This window comes from Flavobacterium sp., from assembly GCF_044371705.1.
Classification (GTDB): domain Bacteria; phylum Bacteroidota; class Bacteroidia; order Flavobacteriales; family Flavobacteriaceae; genus Flavobacterium.
In genome coordinates, this window is the sequence record NZ_JBILTE010000021.1 from 1 (window position 1) to 21,537 (window position 21,537).

Annotated in this window: 20 protein-coding genes and 1 pseudogene; 4 read left to right on the plus strand and 17 right to left on the minus strand. The window is 35.0% G+C overall.

The window, feature by feature from the left end:
* The 12 genes and pseudogenes from ftsA to mraZ all read right to left on the minus strand — a co-directional run.
* The coding region (ftsA, locus tag ACIQ2S_RS02750; RefSeq protein WP_396172572.1) for a cell division protein FtsA at positions 1-832 on the minus strand (832 nt) is incomplete at its 3' end.
* 6 nt (positions 833-838) lie between these two features.
* The gene (locus ACIQ2S_RS02755; protein ID WP_396172573.1) at positions 839-1,564 is read right to left on the minus strand and encodes a cell division protein FtsQ/DivIB; all 726 of its coding nucleotides are present in this window, start codon (positions 1,562-1,564) and stop codon (positions 839-841) included.
* Entirely contained in the window at positions 1,548-2,900 is a 1,353-nt protein-coding gene (gene murC / locus ACIQ2S_RS02760) for a UDP-N-acetylmuramate--L-alanine ligase (RefSeq protein WP_396172574.1), read from the minus strand. Before murC ends, ACIQ2S_RS02755 begins: the two co-directional genes overlap by 17 nt.
* Positions 2,901-2,919: 19 nt before the next feature.
* Positions 2,920-4,014: an undecaprenyldiphospho-muramoylpentapeptide beta-N-acetylglucosaminyltransferase gene (gene murG, locus ACIQ2S_RS02765; protein ID WP_396172575.1), complete on the minus strand. Its 1,095-nt coding sequence runs from the start codon at positions 4,012-4,014 to the stop codon at positions 2,920-2,922.
* A gap of 3 nt (positions 4,015-4,017) precedes the next feature.
* A pseudogene (locus ACIQ2S_RS02770) lies at positions 4,018-5,314 on the minus strand (FtsW/RodA/SpoVE family cell cycle protein).
* Between the two features lie 15 nt (positions 5,315-5,329).
* Positions 5,330-6,661, minus strand: coding sequence for a UDP-N-acetylmuramoyl-L-alanine--D-glutamate ligase (murD, locus tag ACIQ2S_RS02775; protein ID WP_396172576.1), 1,332 nt, complete (start codon positions 6,659-6,661; stop codon positions 5,330-5,332).
* 1 nt (position 6,662) lies between these two features.
* Entirely contained in the window at positions 6,663-7,889 is a 1,227-nt protein-coding gene (gene mraY / locus ACIQ2S_RS02780; protein WP_396172577.1) for a phospho-N-acetylmuramoyl-pentapeptide-transferase, read from the minus strand.
* Between the two features lie 5 nt (positions 7,890-7,894).
* Positions 7,895-9,358, minus strand: a complete 1,464-nt coding sequence (locus tag ACIQ2S_RS02785; RefSeq protein ID WP_396172578.1) for a UDP-N-acetylmuramoyl-L-alanyl-D-glutamate--2,6-diaminopimelate ligase — start codon at positions 9,356-9,358, stop codon at positions 7,895-7,897.
* Entirely contained in the window at positions 9,355-11,349 is a 1,995-nt protein-coding gene (locus tag ACIQ2S_RS02790) for a penicillin-binding protein (protein WP_396172579.1), read from the minus strand. The genes ACIQ2S_RS02785 and ACIQ2S_RS02790 overlap by 4 nt, the downstream gene beginning before the upstream one ends.
* Complete coding sequence (locus tag ACIQ2S_RS02795) at positions 11,340-11,687, minus strand: FtsL-like putative cell division protein (RefSeq protein ID WP_396172580.1); 348 nt, start codon at positions 11,685-11,687, stop codon at positions 11,340-11,342. The genes ACIQ2S_RS02790 and ACIQ2S_RS02795 overlap by 10 nt, the downstream gene beginning before the upstream one ends.
* 1 nt (position 11,688) lies before the next feature.
* Positions 11,689-12,585, minus strand: coding sequence for a 16S rRNA (cytosine(1402)-N(4))-methyltransferase RsmH (gene rsmH / locus ACIQ2S_RS02800; RefSeq protein WP_396172591.1), 897 nt, complete (start codon positions 12,583-12,585; stop codon positions 11,689-11,691).
* Positions 12,572-13,045 (minus strand): division/cell wall cluster transcriptional repressor MraZ, encoded by a 474-nt coding sequence (gene mraZ / locus ACIQ2S_RS02805; RefSeq protein WP_396172581.1) that lies wholly within the window; start codon positions 13,043-13,045, stop codon positions 12,572-12,574. The genes rsmH and mraZ overlap by 14 nt, the downstream gene beginning before the upstream one ends.
* A 395-nt stretch (positions 13,046-13,440) precedes the next feature.
* Here mraZ and ACIQ2S_RS02810 point away from each other — a divergent pair, with 395 nt between their 5' ends.
* Together ACIQ2S_RS02810 and yihA are read left to right on the plus strand one after the other, a co-directional pair.
* Positions 13,441-14,205: an alpha/beta fold hydrolase gene (locus tag ACIQ2S_RS02810; protein ID WP_396172582.1), complete on the plus strand. Its 765-nt coding sequence runs from the start codon at positions 13,441-13,443 to the stop codon at positions 14,203-14,205.
* Positions 14,206-14,238: 33 nt separating this feature from the next.
* Positions 14,239-14,859: a ribosome biogenesis GTP-binding protein YihA/YsxC gene (gene yihA / locus ACIQ2S_RS02815; RefSeq protein ID WP_396172583.1), complete on the plus strand. Its 621-nt coding sequence runs from the start codon at positions 14,239-14,241 to the stop codon at positions 14,857-14,859.
* Here yihA and gldC read toward each other — a convergent pair.
* Together gldC and gldB are read right to left on the minus strand one after the other, a co-directional pair.
* The gene (gene gldC / locus ACIQ2S_RS02820) at positions 14,856-15,188 is read right to left on the minus strand and encodes a gliding motility protein GldC (RefSeq protein ID WP_396172584.1); all 333 of its coding nucleotides are present in this window, start codon (positions 15,186-15,188) and stop codon (positions 14,856-14,858) included. The genes yihA and gldC overlap by 4 nt on opposite strands.
* A complete protein-coding gene (gene gldB / locus ACIQ2S_RS02825) occupies positions 15,188-16,177 on the minus strand; it encodes a gliding motility lipoprotein GldB (RefSeq protein WP_396172585.1) in 990 nt (329 codons plus the stop codon). Before gldB ends, gldC begins: the two co-directional genes overlap by 1 nt.
* A gap of 88 nt (positions 16,178-16,265) precedes the next feature.
* Between gldB and nadE the strand changes: the two genes are divergently transcribed.
* Positions 16,266-17,081, plus strand: a complete 816-nt coding sequence (gene nadE, locus ACIQ2S_RS02830; protein WP_396172586.1) for an NAD(+) synthase — start codon at positions 16,266-16,268, stop codon at positions 17,079-17,081.
* Positions 17,082-17,191: 110 nt separating this feature from the next.
* Positions 17,192-17,821 carry a LuxR C-terminal-related transcriptional regulator gene (locus ACIQ2S_RS02835; RefSeq protein WP_396172587.1) on the plus strand — a complete coding sequence of 210 codons (630 nt, stop codon included), beginning with the start codon at positions 17,192-17,194 and terminating at the stop codon, positions 17,819-17,821.
* 14 nt (positions 17,822-17,835) lie between these two features.
* Here the strand turns inward: ACIQ2S_RS02835 and dnaG are convergent, their stop codons facing one another.
* The 3 genes from dnaG to ACIQ2S_RS02850 form a co-directional block, all read right to left on the minus strand.
* Positions 17,836-19,839, minus strand: coding sequence for a DNA primase (dnaG, locus tag ACIQ2S_RS02840; RefSeq protein WP_396172588.1), 2,004 nt, complete (start codon positions 19,837-19,839; stop codon positions 17,836-17,838).
* Positions 19,840-19,938: 99 nt separating this feature from the next.
* The gene (locus ACIQ2S_RS02845; RefSeq protein ID WP_396172589.1) at positions 19,939-21,012 is read right to left on the minus strand and encodes a cell envelope integrity protein TolA; all 1,074 of its coding nucleotides are present in this window, start codon (positions 21,010-21,012) and stop codon (positions 19,939-19,941) included.
* A gap of 45 nt (positions 21,013-21,057) precedes the next feature.
* On the minus strand, positions 21,058-21,537 hold a 480-nt coding region (locus ACIQ2S_RS02850; protein ID WP_396172590.1), incomplete at its 5' end, for a hypothetical protein.

Below are 21,537 nucleotides of genomic sequence, written 5' to 3' on the forward strand. Positions count from 1 at the left end.
CGGGGATAGAAACAATTTCATTGTCTCTATTTTCTCCGGGCCAAGCTGATCCAAATTTTACTTTTAGTAATTCGGCTTGTTTTTCAATAATTGAACAACCCTCCTTTATGTCTTCAGTAATGATATTTCCTCCAAATGGAATTACTGCTGTATGACGAATAATTCCATCTTTAAAAATGGCTAAATCGGTTGTTCCGCCACCTATATCGATCAAAGCCACACCGGCTTCTTTTTCTTCTTGACTTAAAACGGCATCTGCAGAAGCTAAAGGCTCTAATGTTAATCCGGATAATTCAATTCCTGAACTTTGGATACATCTGCCAACATTTCTAATGGATGCTGCTTGACCAACTACTACGTGAAAACTACTTTCCAATCGTCCTCCGTACATTCCGATAGGCTCTTTAATTTCAGATTGACCATCAATTTTAAATTCTTGTGGCAAAACATGGATAATTTCTTCACCCGGCAACATAGCCAGCTTATGTACTTGGTTGATTAATTGCTCAATATCTTTATCACCAATTACCTCTTCCACATTGCTTCTACTGATGTAATCACTGTGCTGAATACTGCGGATATGTTGACCTGCAATTCCGACAACTACATCTTTGATTTTGTAGCCGGAATTTTCTTCTGCTTCGGCAACTGCGGCCTGAATAGACTGTATAGTTTGTGTAATATTATTTACCACGCCACGGTGTACACCAAGACTTTTAGATTTCCCAACGCCAAGAATCTCGAGTTTACCATACTCGTTTTTCTTGCCAATCATTGCTACAATTTTTGTAGTTCCAATATCTAAACCTACTGCGATATTTTGATTTTCCATACGTTCCTATTTTGTACAAACCACTTGTTGTGTAAACTTTAGGTTAATGTTTTTATATTTTTCAATCGTTTTATCCTGAACAGCTTTTTGATAAAAGGCCTGATAGTTTTTAAATTTTTCTTCGATTTTGATGATTTTTCCAAAATCAATCGTAAAATCAAAATTTCTGTTCTTCATTTTTACGCTACCACTCGGTAAAATTTCAACTCCAATGATGTTTTTCTTCAAAAATTCATCCGCATGGATGTATCGAAATAACTCGTTTACTAATTCGCTGTTTTCGTTAGTAATATTTCCAATAACTAACGGAACACGTGCTGTATGAATTTCTGACAAAGGCATTTTAGTACCCATATAATCAAGATAGTAGGATTCTTGACTTGATACAACCCTTGCTACAGGTGTCTTTTGTTTTACAACTGCTTTCAGCACGCCATCAACACTCACAAACACTTCTGATTTTTCAATCATCTCGTGATTATTGATAGACTTTTCCAAACTATTCAAATCTAAAGCAACTTTCCTAATAGCTGAAGCATCTTTATTATTTTCTATTAACAATTTATTAACCGTTTCATGCGTCACAAAAAGCTGCTCTTTTCCTATAAATTCTATCGTTGATTTTAACAGTTTTCGTTGCTCATTTCTTATGGATGAAAACGAGTACAAAAACACAACCATAGATAAAATAAGAACCAAACGGAGATTTGTCCAATTAAAATGTCTTTTCATACAACGCTTTTTTAATAGATGGAACAAGTTCGCCAATATCTCCCGCACCAATGGTTACATAAACAGTTGCTTCACTAATTAATAGGGCAGGAATTAAATCATTTTTTGAAATCAATTTCTTATTTTTTTGAGTCATTTTTGACAATAACCATTCGGAAGTAATTCCTTCCATCTGAAGTTCACGTGCCGGATATATATCCAATAACAAAACTTCATCAAAAGCTGATAAACTTTTAGCAAAATCATCTGCAAAATCTCTGGTTCTACTAAACAAATGCGGCTGAAAAACAGCCAAGACTTTTTGATTGGGATACAACTCGGTTACTGCCTGATGCACTGCATTAATTTCCGTTGGATGATGGGCATAATCGTCAATATACACCAAGTTATCAGTTTTAATCTGAAATGAAAACCGACGTTTAATTCCTTTAAATGATCTCAAAGCTTTAACAATGTCGGCGGTTGGGGTGCCATACGTTTTTGCCATTGCCAAAGCCATGAGAGCATTCATTAAATTATGTCTGCCGGGCAAACTGAATTTAATGTTAACTATAGTTTCAACTGGCGTTTGAACATCAAACACATACTCGCTATTTTCAATTCTTATATTGTGTGCTTGAAAATCGGCTTCTTGGTTGATGGCTATCGTTTTTCCTTTTAAAGGAACTCCTTTTGGAACTAAAACAAAATCTTTATTGGTTACTTTATTAGCAAATTCTAAAAATGATGCTTCAATTGCAGAAGAATCGCCATAAATATCTAGATGATCTGCATCCATAGAGGTCACACAAGCCATATTGGGATGCAAATACAAAAAGGAACGATCAAATTCATCCGCTTCTACAACAGTGATGGTTTTACCGGATCCTATTAAATTTGAGTTGTAATTTTCAACAATTCCCCCTAAAAAGGATGTAACATCTGCCCCACTTTCATATAAAATATGACCTAAAATACTGGAAGTCGTAGTTTTTCCATGCGTTCCGGCAACTGCAAAGCAATAGGTGTCTTTAGTAATGATTCCCAATACTTCTGCACGTTTTTTTACTGTAAAGTCGCGTTCCAAAAAGTAATTCCACTGCGAATGTGTCGAAGGGACGGCCGGAGTAATAACCACTAAAGTATTTTCAATATAAAAATCGGCCGGAATCAAATCAATACGGTCTTCAAAATGAATAGACATTCCGCTTGCCATTAACTCATCGGTTAAAGTGGAAGGTGTTTTGTCATAACCGGAAACATTTTTTCCAATCAACTTGAAATAGCGAGCCAAAGCACTCATGCCGATGCCTCCAATTCCGATAAAAAAAACGTTATGTATTTGATTAAGATTCATTTATTTTGAACTAACTAATTTATTTTTTTATCAATTTTATAATTTGTTGAACGATATCTTGTGTTGCATTTGGCTTCGCCAATTTTTTTATTTTTTTACCTAGTTTCTGTTGCTTTTTAGTAGTAGAAATTAATTTGGAAAAAGTCTCCAGAAATTGATTGTCCAAATCGGTTTCCTTAATTAAAATCGCTCCTTTTTTATCAGCAATTGCCTTTGCATTTTTTGTTTGATGATCTTCAGCCACATTAGGTGAAGGAATAAAAATGACCGGCTTTCCTACCAAACACAATTCTGAAACAGATGATGCTCCGGCTCTTGAAATAATGATGTCGGCAGCTGCATAAACCAAATCCATTCGGTCAATAAACGACACCACTTTTACATTTGGAATTTCGTTAAAGTGACTGTATTCTTCAAAATATAATTTCCCGCATTGCCAAATAATTTGCATATCCAAAGCTAAAATTGACTGCAATTCTTTCGCCATCAACTGATTGATTCTTCGTGCTCCTAAACTACCTCCCAAAACCAGCAAGGTCTTTTTTGAAGCATCCAAAGCAAAATAAGTCACCGCATCTTCTGTATTCTCATCGATAAAAATCAAATCCTGCCGAACCGGATTTCCGGTCATCACGATTTTATCTTTTGGAAAAAACCGATCTAAATTTTCATAGGCTACGCAAATAACTTTGGCATCTTTACTTAACCATTTATTGGTAATTCCGGGATAGGAATTCTGTTCTTGAATGACAGTTGGTATTTTCATGCCAGCTGCAGCTTTTAATAAAGGTCCAGATGCAAAACCACCGGTTCCAATCACCACATTCGGTTTAAATTTTTTTATGATTTTTTTTGCTTTTAAAATACTATCCAGTACTTTTATGGGGAATAAAATATTTTGCAAAGTCATTTTTCGCTGCAAACCCGAAATCCAAAGTCCTTCAATAGGATAACCCGCTTGAGGCACTTTTTGCATTTCCATTTTATCTTTTGCTCCCACAAATAATATTTCACAATCGGGAAATCGAAATTTTAATTCGTCAGCAATCGCAATTGCAGGGTAGATATGTCCTCCTGTTCCGCCTCCACTGATAATAAATTTTAAATTTTCCATGGCTTATCTATTTAAAACTGCGTTCATTGGATTGTCAACAATCGAATAATCTTCAACCTCTTCTTTCTCTGCTTTTTCTCCCTTTTCATCTTCTTCAATTTGCTTATCAATCATTTTTTGAAGAGCTGCTTCTCTTTTAGCTTTATCTGCATTTTCAGCAGCTATTTCGTCATCCTTTTTTGTCACGTTTAATATAATTCCGATAGCAATACATGTTACCCAAATAGAACTACCTCCACTACTTATTAAAGGCAATGTTTGGCCTGTGGTTGGAAATAATTCGACCGCCACACCCATATTGACCATCGCTTGAAAAACAATAGGAAAACCTAATCCAACGACGACTAATTTTCCAAATAAATTTTCTGTTCGATGAGCTGCCACAACAATTCTAAATAAGGATGATAGCGATACCTCCAAAAAGGCCAAATTCTTCCACAATAATTGCATAAATAAAATCGGAAGATGATTGTGGTAAAAAATTCTTTTGCACACTTTTACCGGGACCTAAACCATACAATCCGCCTGTTGCAATAGCTGTTTTGGCTCGTTCTATTTGATACACTTCATCCGGATCGTTAATAGAATCGTTTGTAAATCGAGTGATTCTGCTTTCCCAAGTATCAACCCGTTGAAACAAACTAGGTACTTTATCAGGATTAACTGCTTTTAAAACTTTGGCCGTTCCTATAAATACTGAAAACATCAAAATTCCCATTCCAAAAACAATTCCTAAATATTTTAAAGGATACTTTCCAATAAAAACCAACATAGTTACCATTAGAAACATAAAAGCAGCGGATGAAAAGTTGGCGGGCAAAATTAATAACATCGTTAACCCTACAGGTATCCACAATTCAATAAATGAGGATTTAAAAGTGATTGGCTCCTTCTGCGTTTTGGATAAATACCTTGCTACAAAAATGATCAAAATCAGAAACGCAAAAGTAGACGGCTGCAACGAAATACCTCCAATTTCAACCCATCGTCGGGCATTCCCTTTTTCCACTCCAAAGAATAAAGTGTAGGCCAAAAGCACCCAAATAAAAGGCAACAATAGCCAAGAAATACTTCGATAATAATGAAAAGGAATTCGATGTACTTGATAAATGATAAAAAATCCTAATCCCAAATGCACCAAATGTTTAATTAGGTAACCTAAGGTGTTTCCGGTTCCGTGTCCGGCATAAGCTAGATTACTACTTGCACTGAAAACCGGCATAAATGAAAACAAGGCCAATAAGGCCACTAGTGCCCAAATGACTTTATCTCCTTTAATATGATTTACTATGGTTTTCATTACTAGAATAAACTTTTATAAATTTCTAACTGCTTGTTTAAACTGTCTGCCTCTATCTTCATAGTTTTCAAAAAGGTCGAAGCTGGCACAAGCCGGTGACAGCAAAACTGTATCGCCTTTTTCAGACAAACGTTGAGCCATACGAACCGCGTCGTTCATAGTTGCGACTTCAACCATTACATCTACGACATCCCCAAAAGCCTCAATAATCTTTGTATTATCTATACCTAAGCAAACAATTGCTTTGACTTTTTCACGCACTAATGACATCAATTCAGAATAATCGTTTCCTTTGTCAACGCCTCCTACGATCCAAATAGTGGGACTAGTCATACTATCCAAACCAAAAAACGTAGCATTTACATTTGTTGCTTTACTATCATTGATGTAAAGTACATTTTGAATTTTCAAAACCTTTTCCAAACGGTGTTCTACCCCTTGAAAATTGGATAAACTCTCGCGGATGGTTTGCTTTCTGATTCGCATTAATTGAGCAACCGATGTTGCTGCCATTGCGTTTTTCAAATTGTGTTTACCTTCCAAGGCGATGTCTTTGGTTTCCATTGAAAATTCTTCTTCGTTGATGTAGAGTTCCATAATGTCTTTGTTTATAAATGCTCCTTGTTCAGGCTTATGCAGCAATGAAAAAGGAATTAATTGAGCTTTTGTTTTATTATTTTGTAACCAATTGTGTATCGTTTCATCATCCGCATCATAAATCAAATAATTCTTTGCTGTTTGATTCATTGTAATTCTAAATTTTGAAGCAATATAATTTTCGTATTTATAGTTGTACCGATCCAAATGATCGGGACTAATGTTTGTAATAATGGCAATATCGGGCCGGTAATTCACAATCCCATCCAATTGAAAACTGCTTATCTCCAGTACGTACACGTCAAAGTCTTCGTCGGCTACTTGCCATGCAAAACTCTTTCCTATATTTCCAGCCAAACCCACATTTAAACCTCCTGATTTAAGCAAATGATAGGTGAGCATCGTGGTGGTGGTTTTTCCATTGCTTCCGGTAATCCCAATCGTTACAGCACTTGTGTATTGCATCGCAAACTCAATTTCCGAAATGACCGGAATGTTGTTTTGATGCAACTTCTTTACAATTTCTACTTTATCAGGTATTCCGGGACTTTTCATGACTAGATCAGCGTTTAGAATTTTCTTTTCTGTGTGCTTCTCTTCTTCCCACTTAATGCCGTTAATTGAAAGAACTTCTTTATAATTTTCTTTAATCTTCCCATAATCGGACACAAAAACATCGTATCCTTTCTTCTTTCCCAAAATGGCTGTTCCCACACCGCTTTCTCCTCCTCCCAGTATCACCAATCGCATCTTATCTTAATTTTAAGGTTACGATTGAAAGAATTGCGAGTATGATTCCAACAATCCAAAATCGGGTGACAATTTTGCTTTCGTGATAGCCTTTTTTCTGATAATGGTGGTGCAAAGGCGACATCAAGAAAATACGTTTGCCTTCGCCAAATTTCTTTTTGGTATACTTGAAATAAGCCACTTGAACTACCACAGATAGATTTTCTGCTAAGAAAATTCCGCAGATAATGGGAATTAAAAGCTCTTTTCTGATGGCAATTGCAATCACTGCTATAATTCCACCAATGGTTAGACTTCCTGTATCGCCCATAAAAACTGCTGCGGGGTAACTGTTGTACCATAAAAACCCAATGAGCGATCCTACAAAAGCAGAAATAAACACGGTCATCTCACCCGCATTAGGTATATACATGATGTTGAGATAATTGGAAAATATTATATTACCTGAAACGAATGTAAAAATTCCGAGTGTTAAGACCGAAATGGCAGAAGTTCCCGCTGCTAAACCATCAATTCCATCGGTTAAATTGGCTCCATTGGAAACTGCAGTGATGATAAAAATAACAATAGGAATAAATATCAACCAAGCATAGTCTTGAAAACCATCGCCCATAAACGAAAGTAAATCGGCATAATCAAATTCGTTGTTTTTAAAGAAAGGAATAGTGGTAGCAGTAGATTTTTCTTCTGCGGCAGCTTGAACCATCGTCTGATTGGACTCCGACATGATATTTGTCCGTTGCGTATCCTTGCGAACAGTCACACCCGGATGAAAATACAGCACGCTGCCAACTATCAATCCTAAACCAACTTGCCCAATTACTTTAAATCTGCCTTTTAGACCTTCTTTATCCTTTTTAAAAATCTTGATGTAATCATCAATAAAACCGATAGTTCCCATCCAAAGAGTGGTTACAATTAGCAAAACAATATAAATGTTATCCAATTTTGCGAATAGTAAAACTGGAATTAACGTTGCTAAAATGATTATCAAACCACCCATGGTAGGTGTTCCTGCCTTCTGAGTCTGACCTGCCAACCCTAATTCTCTGACAGTTTCACCTACTTGCTGATTTCTTAAAAACTCAATGATTTTTTTTCCGTAAATAGTTGAAATCAATAAGGACAAAATCACAGCTAACCCCGATCGGAAGGTGATGTATTGAAATACTCCAGTCCCGGGAATATCTACTGTTTTGTCTAAGTAATCAAATAAGTAGTATAACATAATGTCTATTTATTCATTTGTACAAAAAGTTCTTTGATGGTTTCCATATCATCAAAATGATGACGTTCTCCATTAATTTCCTGATAGGTTTCATGACCTTTGCCGGCAATTAATATGATGTCATTAGGTCCTGCCAATTGTGTTGCCACTTTAATTGCTTGAAATCGATCAACAATTGACAGTGTTTTTTTATGATTTTGAGGCTCTACACCTTTTTCCATTTCTTGAATAATATCAATTGGGTCTTCATTTCTCGGATTGTCAGAAGTCAGAATCACTTTATCGCTGAGAGTGGTGGCAATTTTTGCCATGATTGGCCGCTTTGCTTTGTCTCTGTTGCCTCCACAACCCACCACAGTGATTAATTGCTCATTTTTTGTTCGAATATCATTGATTGTTCCTAATACATTTTCTAAAGCATCCGGGGTATGAGCATAGTCAATAATTGCAGTAATTTTTTGATTGGAAACTACAAATTGAAAACGTCCGGAAACACTTTCTAATTCCGACAACAATCGCAGAACTTCCAATTTATCTAAACCTAATTCAACTGCAATAGCATAAATTGCCAGTATATTGTAGGCATTGAAAGAACCGATTAATTTGACCCAAACTTCGTGTTCGTCAATTTTTAAAAGCAAACCACTCAACTGATTTTCTAAAATGGTGGTGCGGTAATCCGCATATGATTTTAAAGCGTAAGTGATTTTTTTTGCTTTAGTATTTTGTAGCATCAAACTGCCATTTTTATCATCATTATTGGTGATCGCAAATGCGTTAGCTGGTAAATAATCAAAAAATAATTTTTTTGTATCGCGGTATTCCGCAAACGAATTATGATAATCTAAATGATCGTGTGATAAATTAGTAAACAATCCGCCCACAAAATGCAAAGCTTCGGTACGTTTTTGGTGGATTCCGTGTGAACTGACTTCCATAAAACAGTACTCCACTCCAGCTTTATTCATTTCGCTTAAATAGTGATTTATAGTAATCGAATCCGGCGTTGTATGTGTGGCCGGAAATTCTACCTCATCCACTAAAATTTTTACAGTAGATAACAATCCAACTTTAAAACCTGCTTTTTTAAATAGTTGATACAATAAGGTGGCAATTGTAGTTTTTCCATTGGTACCGGTTACCCCAATCAACTTCAAATTTTTAGAAGGGTTTTCATAAAAATTGGAAGCCAAATAAGCCAAGGCTAGATTAGTGTCTTTTACTTGAATGTATGTTACACCATTGACAATGACTTCCGGAAAAGTGTCGCAAACTACAGCAATTGCACCTAAATTTAATGCCTTTTCAATAAAATCGTGACCATTGGATTGCGTGCCACGAATGGCAACAAAAACATCATTCATTTCAATTTTTCTGGAATCGAACTCCAAATTATTGATAGCGATATCTGTTGAACCTTTGACAGCTTCAATCCGTACTTTATATAATATGTCTTTTAGAGTAATCACGATAATTCTAATAGGATTGTACTGTTTCTTTGCAATGGTTCGCCGGGTTGAATGGACTGGCTTTTTACTTTGCCAATTCCAATCACTTTTACTTTAATTTTTAAATTTTCTAAAAGTGCCACTGCATCCATTCCTGACATTCCTTTCACATTGGGTACAGTGTGTAATTCTTTATTTAAAACTGAATAATACTTTTCATAATTGGCATCCTGAACCGAATTGCTTTTCTTTAAATTCTTTATCTCATTGGTTGAAGGCAAATCGGTAAATACTTTTTGGGCAATCCGTTTAAAAACCGGTCCTGAAACATCGGCTCCATAATATCCTTTGGATGTACTTGGTTTATGAATGACAACAATGCAAGAATATTTAGGCTGATCTGCTGGAAAATACCCAACAAATGAAGAAGCATAATAAAGATTTTCTTTATTTGCATAGTCTACTTGTGCGGTTCCTGTTTTACCTGCCATTGAAAAATCTTTCGAATACAGTTTTGAACCCGTACCTCTTTTGACGACATTTTCTAAAATAGCTCTAATTTTATCAAGCGTTTCTTGAGAAGCTATTTTTGGATTTATTACTTCTTTGTCGAATTTTTTTATAGTCTTGTTCCATTCTTTGATTTCACTAACAAACAAGGGCTTTACCATTTCGCCATCATTTGCAATAGCATTATAAAGCGTCAAAGTTTGCAAAGGCGTCATTGAAACACCATAACCATAAGCCATCCAAGGCAATGTCGTTCCGTACCAAGTTTTATCACCGGGTTGCGGAATCACCGGTTTTCCTTCTCCTTTAATTTGCAGTCCAAGAGGTTCATTCAATTTCATTCGATTGATATGACCCATGAATTTTTTTGGGTTGTCTTTATAATTGTTGTAAACTGCTTGAACTAAAATAGTATTGGATGACAATTCAAAACCGCGAGCCAATGAAATTTTTCCGTAGCCGCCTTTTTTGGAATCTCTAACTCTTCTGTTGTAATAAGTAATTTCACCACCATTAGAATCATATACAAAACTTGAATCAGCCAATTTATCTTCAAACAAAGCAATTAAATCAACAACTTTAAAAGTAGAACCGGGTTCGTGAGATTCAGTTACCGCATAATTAACACGTTCAGTATAATTTCCTTTTGGGTCTCTTCCTAAATTTGAGATGGCTTTGATGTGGCCTGTTTTAGTTTCCATAACTACTACACAACCGTGGTCTGCTTCATAAAACTCCAATTGTTTTAATAATGCATGATGAGCAATATCTTGAATGTAAACATCAATCGTAGAAATGATGTCATATCCGTCTCTTGGTTCTACTTCATTTTCATCGCGAATAGGCTTCCATTGATTTTTGGCCATTTTCTGCATGAGTCTTTTTCCGTCGGTACCATCTAAATGTTCTTTAAAAGCCCACTCAATTCCTTTACCATCCGGTTTTCCATTTGGCATAATTCTTTCATAACCAATGGTTCTTTCTGCTACTAATCCAATCGGATGTTCTCTTACGGTTCGTTGTTCAGTAATAATTCCCCCTTTGTACGGACCTTTATCCAGAAGAGGAAATTTTTTAAGTCGCATATATTCTGTATAACTGAGATTGCGAGCTAATAAGTAGTATCTGTTTTTATTGGCACGAGCCCGAAGCAAATCGGATTTGTAAAACTGACTTGGTTTATTAAACATCACCGACAAGGAATCACACAAAGGCTGTACTAATTTGTCAAAATCCTCTTTCTTTGAAGCAATTGCATCAAAACGGATGTTATAATTTGGAATGGATGTAGCCAATAAACTGCCGTCGGAAGAATAAATATTTCCTTTGTTTGCCTCTATCACAATGTTTTTAACCGTTCGATCCTTGGCAAGTTTGCGATAATGATCGCCCTCAACCAATTGAATGTTTGATAGTTTTACAACTATTGCAACAGCAATCAGGAAAACCACAAAGGCCGCCAAATACAATCTGTAAGAAATATGTTTACTATCTACTGCCATACCTTTTCAATCCATGTTTTTTGCTTCGGTTCTACCACTCTAATTTTTGTTGGCGGAACATTGGAAGGATAAATTTTGCGTTCTTCCATTTTTGTAGAAATAGTGCTTTCCATTTTCAATTTCATCAACTCCGAGCGTCGGTCTACAAACTCTGATCGCAATTCTTTTACTTCTCTATTTAATTCGACAATTTGAAATACTTTTTTTTCGTATCGATGAATATTATTAATCATGATCATCGCTAAAACAATCAAAAAAACTATAAACTTCCAGTTCTTTGAAGCGTCTTCATTCACGAGAAATTTTGCTTTTAATATGTTGTAGACTCCTCCGTTCATCTTACTTTTTTTCTGCGATTCTCAGTTTTGCACTTCGAGCTCTGTTATTGGCATGAATTTCACTATTTGTAGGGACAATCAATTTTTCAACATTTGTAAAAGGAACAGAGAAATTGCCGAAAAAATCGCGTTCCGGTTCTCCTTCAAAAAGTCCGTTTCGCATGAATCGTTTCACCAATCTATCTTCTAAAGAGTGATAGGAAATCACACTTAATCTTCCTCCGGGCTTTAAAATATCTAAGGATTGTTCCAAAAATTCTTTCAAAACTTCAATTTCTTGGTTGACCTCAATACGTATTGCTTGATAAATCTGTGCTAATATTTTATGACTTTTATGTTCGGGTAAAAACTTTTTCAGAACTGTTTTTAGCTGCTCCGAATTTTTTATTGGTAGTTCTTTTCTGGCAAGGACAATTGTATTTGCTATTGCACTTGCATTTTTGAGCTCACCAAAATCAAAAAAAACTTTTTTCAAAGTTTGTTCGTCGTAATCATTCACTACATGATACGCATTCAAATCGCCTCGCTGACTCATCCTCATATCTAAACCAGAGTCAAATCTTGTTGAAAATCCACGTTCAGGAACATCAAACTGGTGGGAAGAAACACCTAAATCTGCTAAAATTCCATCTACTTCTTTTATCCCATAAAACCTTAAAAATCGCTTGATGAATCTGAAATTTTCATGGATTAACTGAAAGCGGTCATCCGGTATCGCATTTTTCAATGCATCTTCATCTTGGTCAAATGCAAATAATTTCCCGTTTGGGCCTAAGCAACTAAGAATTTCTTTGGAATGTCCTCCACCTCCAAAAGTGACATCTACATAAATACCGTCGGGCCTAATTTTTAAACCGTCCACAGAATCCTTCAATAAAACCGGATTATGATACTCCATCATTATCATCTGTTACATTACCCATTACATCTTCGGCTAAATCTGCAAAATCAACAGTTGCATTGTCAATTGACTTTTCGTATAAATCTTTATCCCAAATCTCAATAATATTCACCGCTGAAGACAACACAATATCTTTTGAAACAGATGCAAACACCACTAAATCTTTTGGGATTAACAATCTGCCCAAGTTGTCAATTTCAACCACTTTTACACCTGCTGTAAACCTCCTAATGAAGTCATTATTCTTTTTCACAAACCGATTGAGTTTGTTCACTTTATTCATCAACACCGTCCATTCTGCCATGGGATACAACTCCAAACAAGGTTGAAACACCGAACGTTTCAAAACGAAACCTTCTTGTAATGAGGCGACCAATTGCTTCTTCAAAGGAGCCGGCAACAGCAGTCTCCCCTTCGCATCGACCTTACATTCATATGTTCCAATAATGGTATTCAAGCAGTTAAAAATTTGATAGTTCTGTAGCAAAAATATAAAATATATTACCACATTTTACCACAAAATACCACTTTGTTAATAAGTTTTACCACTTTAGAACTTTATTTGCCGAAAATTATGATTTTGAAATTTTAAATTATTTTTAACAAAAATCAACCAATACGCGTTATTCAAAAAAAATAGGATGAGATTAAGCAATTCTGTTGCAAAATCTGCAATAAAAGACATAAAAACCGCAACTTGGAGCACCAGCAAAAAAGCAAGCTATTTAACATTTTAAGCTGAATAATAGGAGATTAGCATTTTGTAGTAAAAGAATTCCAAATAAATAATCGGATACCTTTTTTTATTCTTTAAAATCATATATTTGTGTGCAATTGCATAATTCGATTTTGATGACAGAAAACTTTAAAAAAGAAGGGAAGTACTCCTATTTTGAAGCAGGCGAAGGAACTCCAATTATCGTTTTACACGGATTAATGGGAGGTTTAAGTAATTTTGACGGTGTAGCTAATTTTTTTCCGACCAAAGGATACAAAGTAGTAATACCTGAGTTGCCTATTTATACGCAAAACATCCTTAAGACAAACGTTAAAGCTTTTTCAAAATATGTAAAGGACTTTATCACTTTCAAAGGCTATGATAAAGTCATTTTATTAGGCAATTCTTTAGGCGGTCATATTGGCTTGTATCACACGAAAATGTATCCTGATAAAGTTGCCGGATTGGTGATTACAGGAAGTTCAGGTTTGTATGAAAGTGCCATGGGTGACAGCTATCCAAAAAGAGGTGATTATGAATACATACGAAAAAAAGCAGAAGATGTGTTCTATGATCCTAAAATTGCTACACAAGAAATTATAGACGACGTTTACAACACCGTAAATGATCGCATAAAATTGATAAAAACGTTGACTATCGCTAAAAGTGCGATTCGTCACAACATGGCAAAAGATTTACCAAAAATGACGACACCAACGTGTATTATTTGGGGTAAAAATGACAAAGTTACACCACCGGAAGTTGCTGTAGAATTTGACAAATTACTTCCAAATTCCGATTTGTATTGGATTGACAAATGTGGTCATGCAGCAATGATGGAACATCCGGATGAATTTAACCGATTGTTATTAGAATGGCTCCAAAAGTCGAAATTATAATTCCCTTTTTTCAAAAGGGATTTTTTTTAGCATATGAAAATTAACACCGCAGAATTTATCATCAGTAACTCCGAAGTGAGCAAATGCCCAAAAGACCCCTTGCCGGAATACGCATTTATTGGGCGATCAAATGTTGGGAAATCCTCTTTGATTAATATGCTCACGAATCATAAGAATCTGGCTAAAACTTCCTCCAAACCGGGAAAAACACAACTTATCAATCACTTTAAAATCAACAGCAACTGGTTTTTGGTAGATTTACCGGGTTATGGCTATGCCAAAGTATCTAAAAAAACGAAAGAAGTTTTTCAGAAATTCATCACTGATTATTTTGAAAAAAGAGAACAATTGGTTTGTGCCTTTGTTTTGATTGACATTCGCTTGGAAGCTCAAAAAATAGATTTAGAATTTATCAACTATTTAGGAGTTACAGAGGTACCCTTTTGCATCGTTTTTACAAAAGCGGACAAAATAGGTAAAACAAAAGTTGATTCACACATTGCCGCTTATCGCAAACAAGTTTTAGCCAATGGTTGGGAAGAAATGCCTCAATATTTTGTTACTTCTTCAACCGAAGCTACAGGCAAAGAGACTATTTTAGAATTCATAGACGATGTGAACCAATCTTTTTTTAAAGAGCAGTCGACTTTTTAAGATTTCAACTCTAATTTCTCTGCGAAATACTCACAGAAATCACGCATAGTATCTGCCATTTTTTGATCGGTTGTAGCACGCTCATAAGTATCAGTCATAGCAACTAACGTTTGATGAAAAAATATTTTCATTTCATCAACAGGCATGTCTTTTGTCCACAAATCAATTCGCATGGTTTCTTTTACTTTGTGATCCCAGATGGAAAGCATAATTGCCTTAGAGTCCTCTGCTTCTATACCGCCATCTTCTGCGGTCCAACTTAATTTTTCAGGAACTTTATTGTCATCTAATTCAACAAAAAACTTTATTTCAGATTTTTTAGTAGCCATTATTTTTTGGGTTTGTATTTAGATCGTTCAAAAACTTCTTTTGCATCCATGGTCATGAGTTGCTTTAGTGATACATCATTATTGTTCATAAACGAACGAACAATTTGCCATCCCATCCAAACCCCAATTCTGCCGGGAGATTCATTATCTATTTCCAAATAAAACTTCGAAAAAGGTGCAGGAGCAATAAAACGTTGTACTAAGTCGCTATTCGTGTCATACAATAATCCTTGATCTACAAAATACCGCCAGATTTCATTTTCATTTGCCAAACTCCAATCTTGTTGCTCTTTTGTATAACCCATTTTATCAAAATCGGAATACTCCGGTAAAAACATGTCTTTTAAATACATTTCTTTACCAAAATAAATCATTTGAGCCAGCAATGTTTTATCGGTTGGTGGTTGAATAACACTTGATGAAAAATCGGAAACAATATCCGGCATGATTTGCGAACGCTCAAATGTTTGTTTAAAATAATCGGGAAACTCATAAAACTTATGGTCTTTTCCAAGATATAAATCTAGCGAAATCAATAGGATGGTATCGTTATAAATCACTTTACTTTGATAATCCATTTCAGAAATCAAAGTGGTTACTTTTGAAGGAGTTTTCTTTTCGGGGAAACAAAACTTGATATGCCTGAATAAATCTTCAATTTCAGATTGAACCGGACTAAAATCGGCATACTTTTTTTGAACTTCGGTATACAACTCTCTGTAAAGCGGGTCGGTCATTTTATTTGTAAAAACTGTATCTGCAAATTGTTCAGGGAAAAAACTTGAAAATTTCATCCGCATCGTTTGAAATTCTTCAACAGGTGTTTCATAGAAAATTTTATCGAACCGAACAATGTCTAAATTTACTTCAACCGCTTCAACTTCTTCATTAATTTTATTCTTTTTAGTACAGGAAACTACAAAAAATAGTGTCACTATTAAAAAAGCCGCTTTTTTAATCACATTTGAATAATAACTGGTGTTTGGCATAAAGATATTCTATCAATTATTTTTACTTTTACTACATTCAATAATATTCGTGCAAATATACACTCCGTAATTTTAAATTAAGACCAAGATGAACCAAAAAATTCAAAATAGTACTATTGAGAAAGTGAATGAGCACATTGTCAATTGGCTCAAAACATATGCTGTAAACGCAAAAGTAAATGGATTTGTTGTGGGAGTGTCCGGAGGCATTGACAGTGCGGTCACGTCTACAATATGTGCCCAAACCGGCCTCAAAACACTATGTGTTGAATTGCCAATTCATCAAGCTGCAAGCCATGTAGCTAGAAAAAAGGAACATATCTCCCAATTAAAAAAGAGATTCCCAAATGTAGAAAGTACGACTGTTGATTTATCGAATGTTTTTGAAACTTTTAAAAAAGAAGTGCCAACATCCTCTAATGAACAGGCTTTAAACCTGACCTTGGCCAACACTCGATCGCGTTTACGCATGATAACTTTATACTATTTTGCCGGAATTCATGGACTATTGGTAACCGGTACAGGAAATAAAGTTGAAGATTTTGGTGTTGGATTTTACACCAAATACGGTGACGGAGGCGTTGATTTGAGTCCGATTGCCGATTTGATGAAGTCAGAAGTATATGCTTTAGGAGCCTATTTAAATGTTCCTTCTTCCATAATGACCGCATCGCCAACAGATGGGCTTTTTGGCGATGACCGTTCGGATGAAGACCAACTAGGAGCGAGTTATGACGAACTAGAATGGGCGATGACTGAATCTGAAAACGGAAAAACTACCACTGATTTTAACGGCAGAAAGTTGGAAGTTTTTAGAATTTATAATCGTTTAAACTTAATTAATCAACATAAAATGAATCCGATACCTATTTGCAAAATCCCGAAAAAATTATGGGAAATATAATTTTATTCTGTATTTTTTTAACATTTTGTTGATTTTAACAAAAATATTATTGTATCTTTATTCTCCCTAAATTAAATATTAATCATTGTCTAACATAAATACCACCAATTATGATTAAAGTTTGTTTAGCCGATAATCAACCCGTTGTGCACTTTGGGGTGAAATCATATTTTAAGGACCATGCCGAGATTAGCGTCGTTGGCCATGTAGGAAATTACAATATGATTCTGGATTTGTTAAAAATCAAACCCATAGATGTTCTGGTTTTAGATTTGGAGCTAGAAGGTTTAACCAGTTTAAATCTGGTCAAATACATTATTAAAGAATTTCCAAACACCAAAGTTGTTGTTTTTAGCAATTTATCTGAAAACATTTATGCTCCCAATTCTATGAAAGCCGGAGTTGCTGCCTATTTGCACAAAACAGCTAAACTCGAAACGTTAGGAAATGTCATTGTGAAGGTTAATAACGGAGCCATTATTTTTAGTGATGTCATTAAAAAGAATCTTGCGTTAATTGCAAAGCAAAATAAAAGCGAGCGTTTATATAGAAAGCTATCTAATAGAGAAATTGAAGTTTTGCGTTTTTTAAGTGATGGGAAAAAGAATAATGAAATTGCCAAAATTCTAAATCTGAACGAAAAAACAATCAGTACTTACAAACTAAGATTGCTCACCAAACTAAACGTTACAAATCTTGTAGATTTGGTAAACAAAGCCAAAACTTTGGAGATTGTATAAAAGACAAAAAGACCTCAAATGAGGTCTTTTTTAATTATGGGTTGAATTCTAACTCTCTTTATTTTATTAGACATTTTTGCTTTTAATCCTCCATAATCCTTTATGGCAATTTTTATTTCATCCTCAATAGATCCACTCGCATCCATAAGCACATTTTCCAATAACTCGTCTATAATTTTCTTTATTAAGACTTCTCTAAAAGCAACTATTGTTTGATCAACCAATTCTCTTATTGATTCTTCATCCTCTCTGTCTTTTACAAAAACCTTTTTTTTATCCAGCCATCCATGCAGTGCATATTTATCTTCATTCATACGAATATCTGTTACAATCATATCTGATTCAGATTCTAAACCCTTTATCATAATTACTCCATTAAAATTGGGGTTTTGAATAAAAGAAGAAATCAAATTCTCATAAATTTTTTGAAACACAGAATCTGAAAATTGAATTTCATCTTCTTGTAAACTAAGGTAGATTTTTTCAAAAACTTTTCTTTTTACTTTAACCACTTCTGTGATCTCTTTACCTGCATTATTAATTTTGTCAAAAGATTCATCGAATTCTACTTCAATATTACCATAAAGTATAACTAATGAAATAATAGTTCTTTCAATATCTGGCAAGAGTTTAATTGAATTAATATCGATGATTTCACTTTTAACAACTTCAAAAGCTTTTTGGTCTTGTTTGAACTTTTTATTTGCTTCCGAGAGGTCCTTTTGAGCTAATTGTGCCAAGGTGTTAAAAAGCACATCCTCAGAAATATCCATTATTCGGGAACATTCCTGGATATAAATCTCCTTTTTAATTCGGTCCGGAATTTTAGAGATACTTGTAACCATATCCCGAATCAAATCGGCTTTTTTTATTGGGTCGTTTTTAGCATCCAACATCAATAAAGAAGCCTTGAATTGAATAAAATCTTTGGCATTTTCGTCAAAATATTTCAGCAATTCATCGTGCGGTGTTTTTTTGGCAAAACTATCGGGATCTTCTCCATCAGGGAAAGTGCATACCTTGACATTCATTCCTTCTTCCAAAATCAAATCGATTCCACGAATGGAAGCACGAAGTCCGGCAGCATCTCCATCAAATAAAACAGTAATGTTTTTTGTTAATCGATTGATTAATCTAATTTGATTGGGAGTCAGGGCTGTTCCGGAAGAAGAAACCACATTTTCAATTCCGGCTTGTTGCATTTGAATGACATCCGTATAACCTTCAACCAAATAGCAATTATCTTGTTTAGCAATGGCTTGTTTGGCATGGAAAACTCCATACAAAACATTGCTTTTATGATAGATTTCACTTTCAGGTGAATTTAAATATTTAGCAGCTTTTTTGTCATTTGTTAAAATTCTTCCGCCAAAACCCAGCACGCGTCCCGACATGCTTTGTATGGGAAACATCACTCTGCCTTTGAACCGGTCAAACTGCTTGTCTTCACCTACAATTGTGAGTCCGGTCTTTTCCAGAAATTCCAATTTATAGGCTTTTCCCAAAGCTTCTTTTGTAAACGCATCCCATTGATTGGGAGAATATCCAAGTCCGAATTTCTTTATCGTGTCGTTTGTAAATCCACGTTCTTTGAAATAAGTAAAACCAATCGCTTTGCCTTCTTCACTTTCCCACAAAGTATTCTGAAAATACTTTTGGGCAAATTCTGAAACCAAGTACATGCTTTCTTTTTCATTGGCTACTTCTTTGTCTTCGTCGCTCGAAATGGTTTCTTCGATTTCAATGTTATATTTTTTTGCCAAATACCTAATTGCTTCCGGGAAGGAAAAATGTTCGTGTTCCATTAAAAAAGAAACAGAATTCCCTCCTTTACCCGATGAAAAATCTTTCCAGATTTGCTTCACGGGCGACACCATAAACGAAGGTGACTTTTCATTGGAAAACGGACTCAATCCTTTCAGATTACTTCCCGCACGTTTCAATTGCACAAAATCGCCAATAACCTCCTCTACTCGGGCGGTTTCAAATACTAAATCGATCGTGTTTTGTGTAATCACTTAAAAAAATTAAGATTTCAAAGTTACAAAGTTTTTGCATAGAAAAACCCTCACAGGTTATGAAACTCTGGGAGGGTTTTAAAAAAACTAATTCAATTTTTAATTAAAATCGAAACGCAATCCTAAAGAAACGTTGTTTTGATCTACCGGATTATTTTTAAATAACTCATTCAAGTTGTATTTTACATAAATTGAGGTGGCACCATAACCTAAATAACCACTTAAACCATACACAAATGTATTGACATTGAAATCTCCTTTTTGTTTGTATTTGATACGAATATCATCTTCTTCCCATTTTAATTTTTGAGTAGTTTGAAAATTTAGACCTGCAAATCCACCTAAACCTAAACGAACACTTTTGTGGGTTTTAAAGCGAGTTACGCCATCATCGCCGATTGTTTTTGGAGTAAAATCAAATTCTAAATGCAACGGCAATACGATCATGGAATTTCTGAATTTATTCTCACATAGGTCGTGATCTTGGAATGTTTGTAACTCGGTTACATTTCCATTTTTTACAAAATAACGATTATCTGTTGGCCGTAAATTATTGTACATTAATGATAAACCGTATTTTAAATGAAGTAAATTATGGTTTTTCATCAAACGTGTGTTCATCGTGAATCCCCATTCAAAGAAATTAGAACCCCATGTTTTAAAGTCGCTGTTTTCTAATGAATCATGATCGCCATCAGTCAGTAGACTATTCAAACCAACAGCAAATACAAACTGCGAAGTCGTTCTCTTTTCATTTTTTGATTTCCAACTCCAATTGTCAAAATCGTCATCATCTAAATCCCAAGTAATGGCTACTTTATTTTTGGAAGTACTTACACTGTCGGATGAACTTGCAATTTTACCTTCCACTTGGTCTTTTACTAAAAGGTCAAGTTTTGCTTGCTCTTGAGCCACACGGGTCTCGATATTTTTTGCTCGCTCTTCCGCTGCTTTAATTTTACGTTCATCAGCAACACTTGCGTTAATTGCCCCACTTTCAAGCAATTTGTTAATGTCTTCGACTTCTTTTTTCAGAGCATCTTTTTCCTCCGAAGTGATTCTAGAAATGTTTTGGGCGATCACTTTCGCCTGTTCTTCAAAAGTACTTTGACTATACATTTGGGTAACAAAAGTGCATAAAAGTACGGCTACATAAAAAATAATTTTTTGCATAATTTTAAAATTTAACTGTTCGTGATTGATTGTTTTAGTCGGTGATTATTGGCTATTTCTATTGGCCAACATTGATTTTACTGATTTGTAATTTTTATTTAATGTTTGAATGGCTATGTCTCTGAAGGACGCATCTACTTCTTTCTCAACCGATGAAAGCAATGAACTGGCATCAACTTTAACGCCTGTTGACAAAACTTCTGCGTTGGTTGTTAGTACTTCTCCTTTTTCAACGTTTGCCAAAAGAGTTTCCGGATTAATCTTGATTGGCATCGTTGATTGGGTTGAATTTTCAACTTCCTTTACAGCAGTTTTTGTTAATGCTACATCTAAAACTTGGTCTTTTTTTGGATCGATATTCGTCGAATTTTTACTTTTTTTCTCATCAAAAACCAGCGTAGCAACTGCTTTATTTTGATTGGGTTGTAAGTTTGGAGCATTCTTCAGAACCATTGGTTCTTCACTACCTTTCTCGGCTTGTTTTTCTTCAACAACTACATTGTTTTCAGGAACAATCGGTCCCTC

Coding starts and splice junctions, on each gene's coding strand:
- ACIQ2S_RS02755 (WP_396172573.1), bottom strand. CDS start 1,564: ATGAAAAGACATTTTAATTGGACAAATCTCCGTTTGGTTCTTATTTTA.
- murC (WP_396172574.1), bottom strand. CDS start 2,900: ATGAATCTTAATCAAATACATAACGTTTTTTTTATCGGAATTGGAGGC.
- murG (WP_396172575.1), bottom strand. CDS start 4,014: ATGGAAAATTTAAAATTTATTATCAGTGGAGGCGGAACAGGAGGACAT.
- murD (WP_396172576.1), bottom strand. CDS start 6,661: ATGCGATTGGTGATACTGGGAGGAGGAGAAAGCGGTGTGGGAACAGCC.
- mraY (WP_396172577.1), bottom strand. CDS start 7,889: ATGTTATACTACTTATTTGATTACTTAGACAAAACAGTAGATATTCCC.
- ACIQ2S_RS02790 (WP_396172579.1), bottom strand. CDS start 11,349: ATGGCAGTAGATAGTAAACATATTTCTTACAGATTGTATTTGGCGGCC.
- ACIQ2S_RS02795 (WP_396172580.1), bottom strand. CDS start 11,687: ATGAACGGAGGAGTCTACAACATATTAAAAGCAAAATTTCTCGTGAAT.
- rsmH (WP_396172591.1), bottom strand. CDS start 12,585: ATGGAGTATCATAATCCGGTTTTATTGAAGGATTCTGTGGACGGTTTA.
- ACIQ2S_RS02810 (WP_396172582.1), top strand. CDS start 13,441: ATGACAGAAAACTTTAAAAAAGAAGGGAAGTACTCCTATTTTGAAGCA.
- yihA (WP_396172583.1), top strand. CDS start 14,239: ATGAAAATTAACACCGCAGAATTTATCATCAGTAACTCCGAAGTGAGC.
- gldC (WP_396172584.1), bottom strand. CDS start 15,188: ATGGCTACTAAAAAATCTGAAATAAAGTTTTTTGTTGAATTAGATGAC.
- gldB (WP_396172585.1), bottom strand. CDS start 16,177: ATGCCAAACACCAGTTATTATTCAAATGTGATTAAAAAAGCGGCTTTT.
- nadE (WP_396172586.1), top strand. CDS start 16,266: ATGAACCAAAAAATTCAAAATAGTACTATTGAGAAAGTGAATGAGCAC.
- ACIQ2S_RS02835 (WP_396172587.1), top strand. CDS start 17,192: ATGATTAAAGTTTGTTTAGCCGATAATCAACCCGTTGTGCACTTTGGG.
- ACIQ2S_RS02845 (WP_396172589.1), bottom strand. CDS start 21,012: ATGCAAAAAATTATTTTTTATGTAGCCGTACTTTTATGCACTTTTGTT.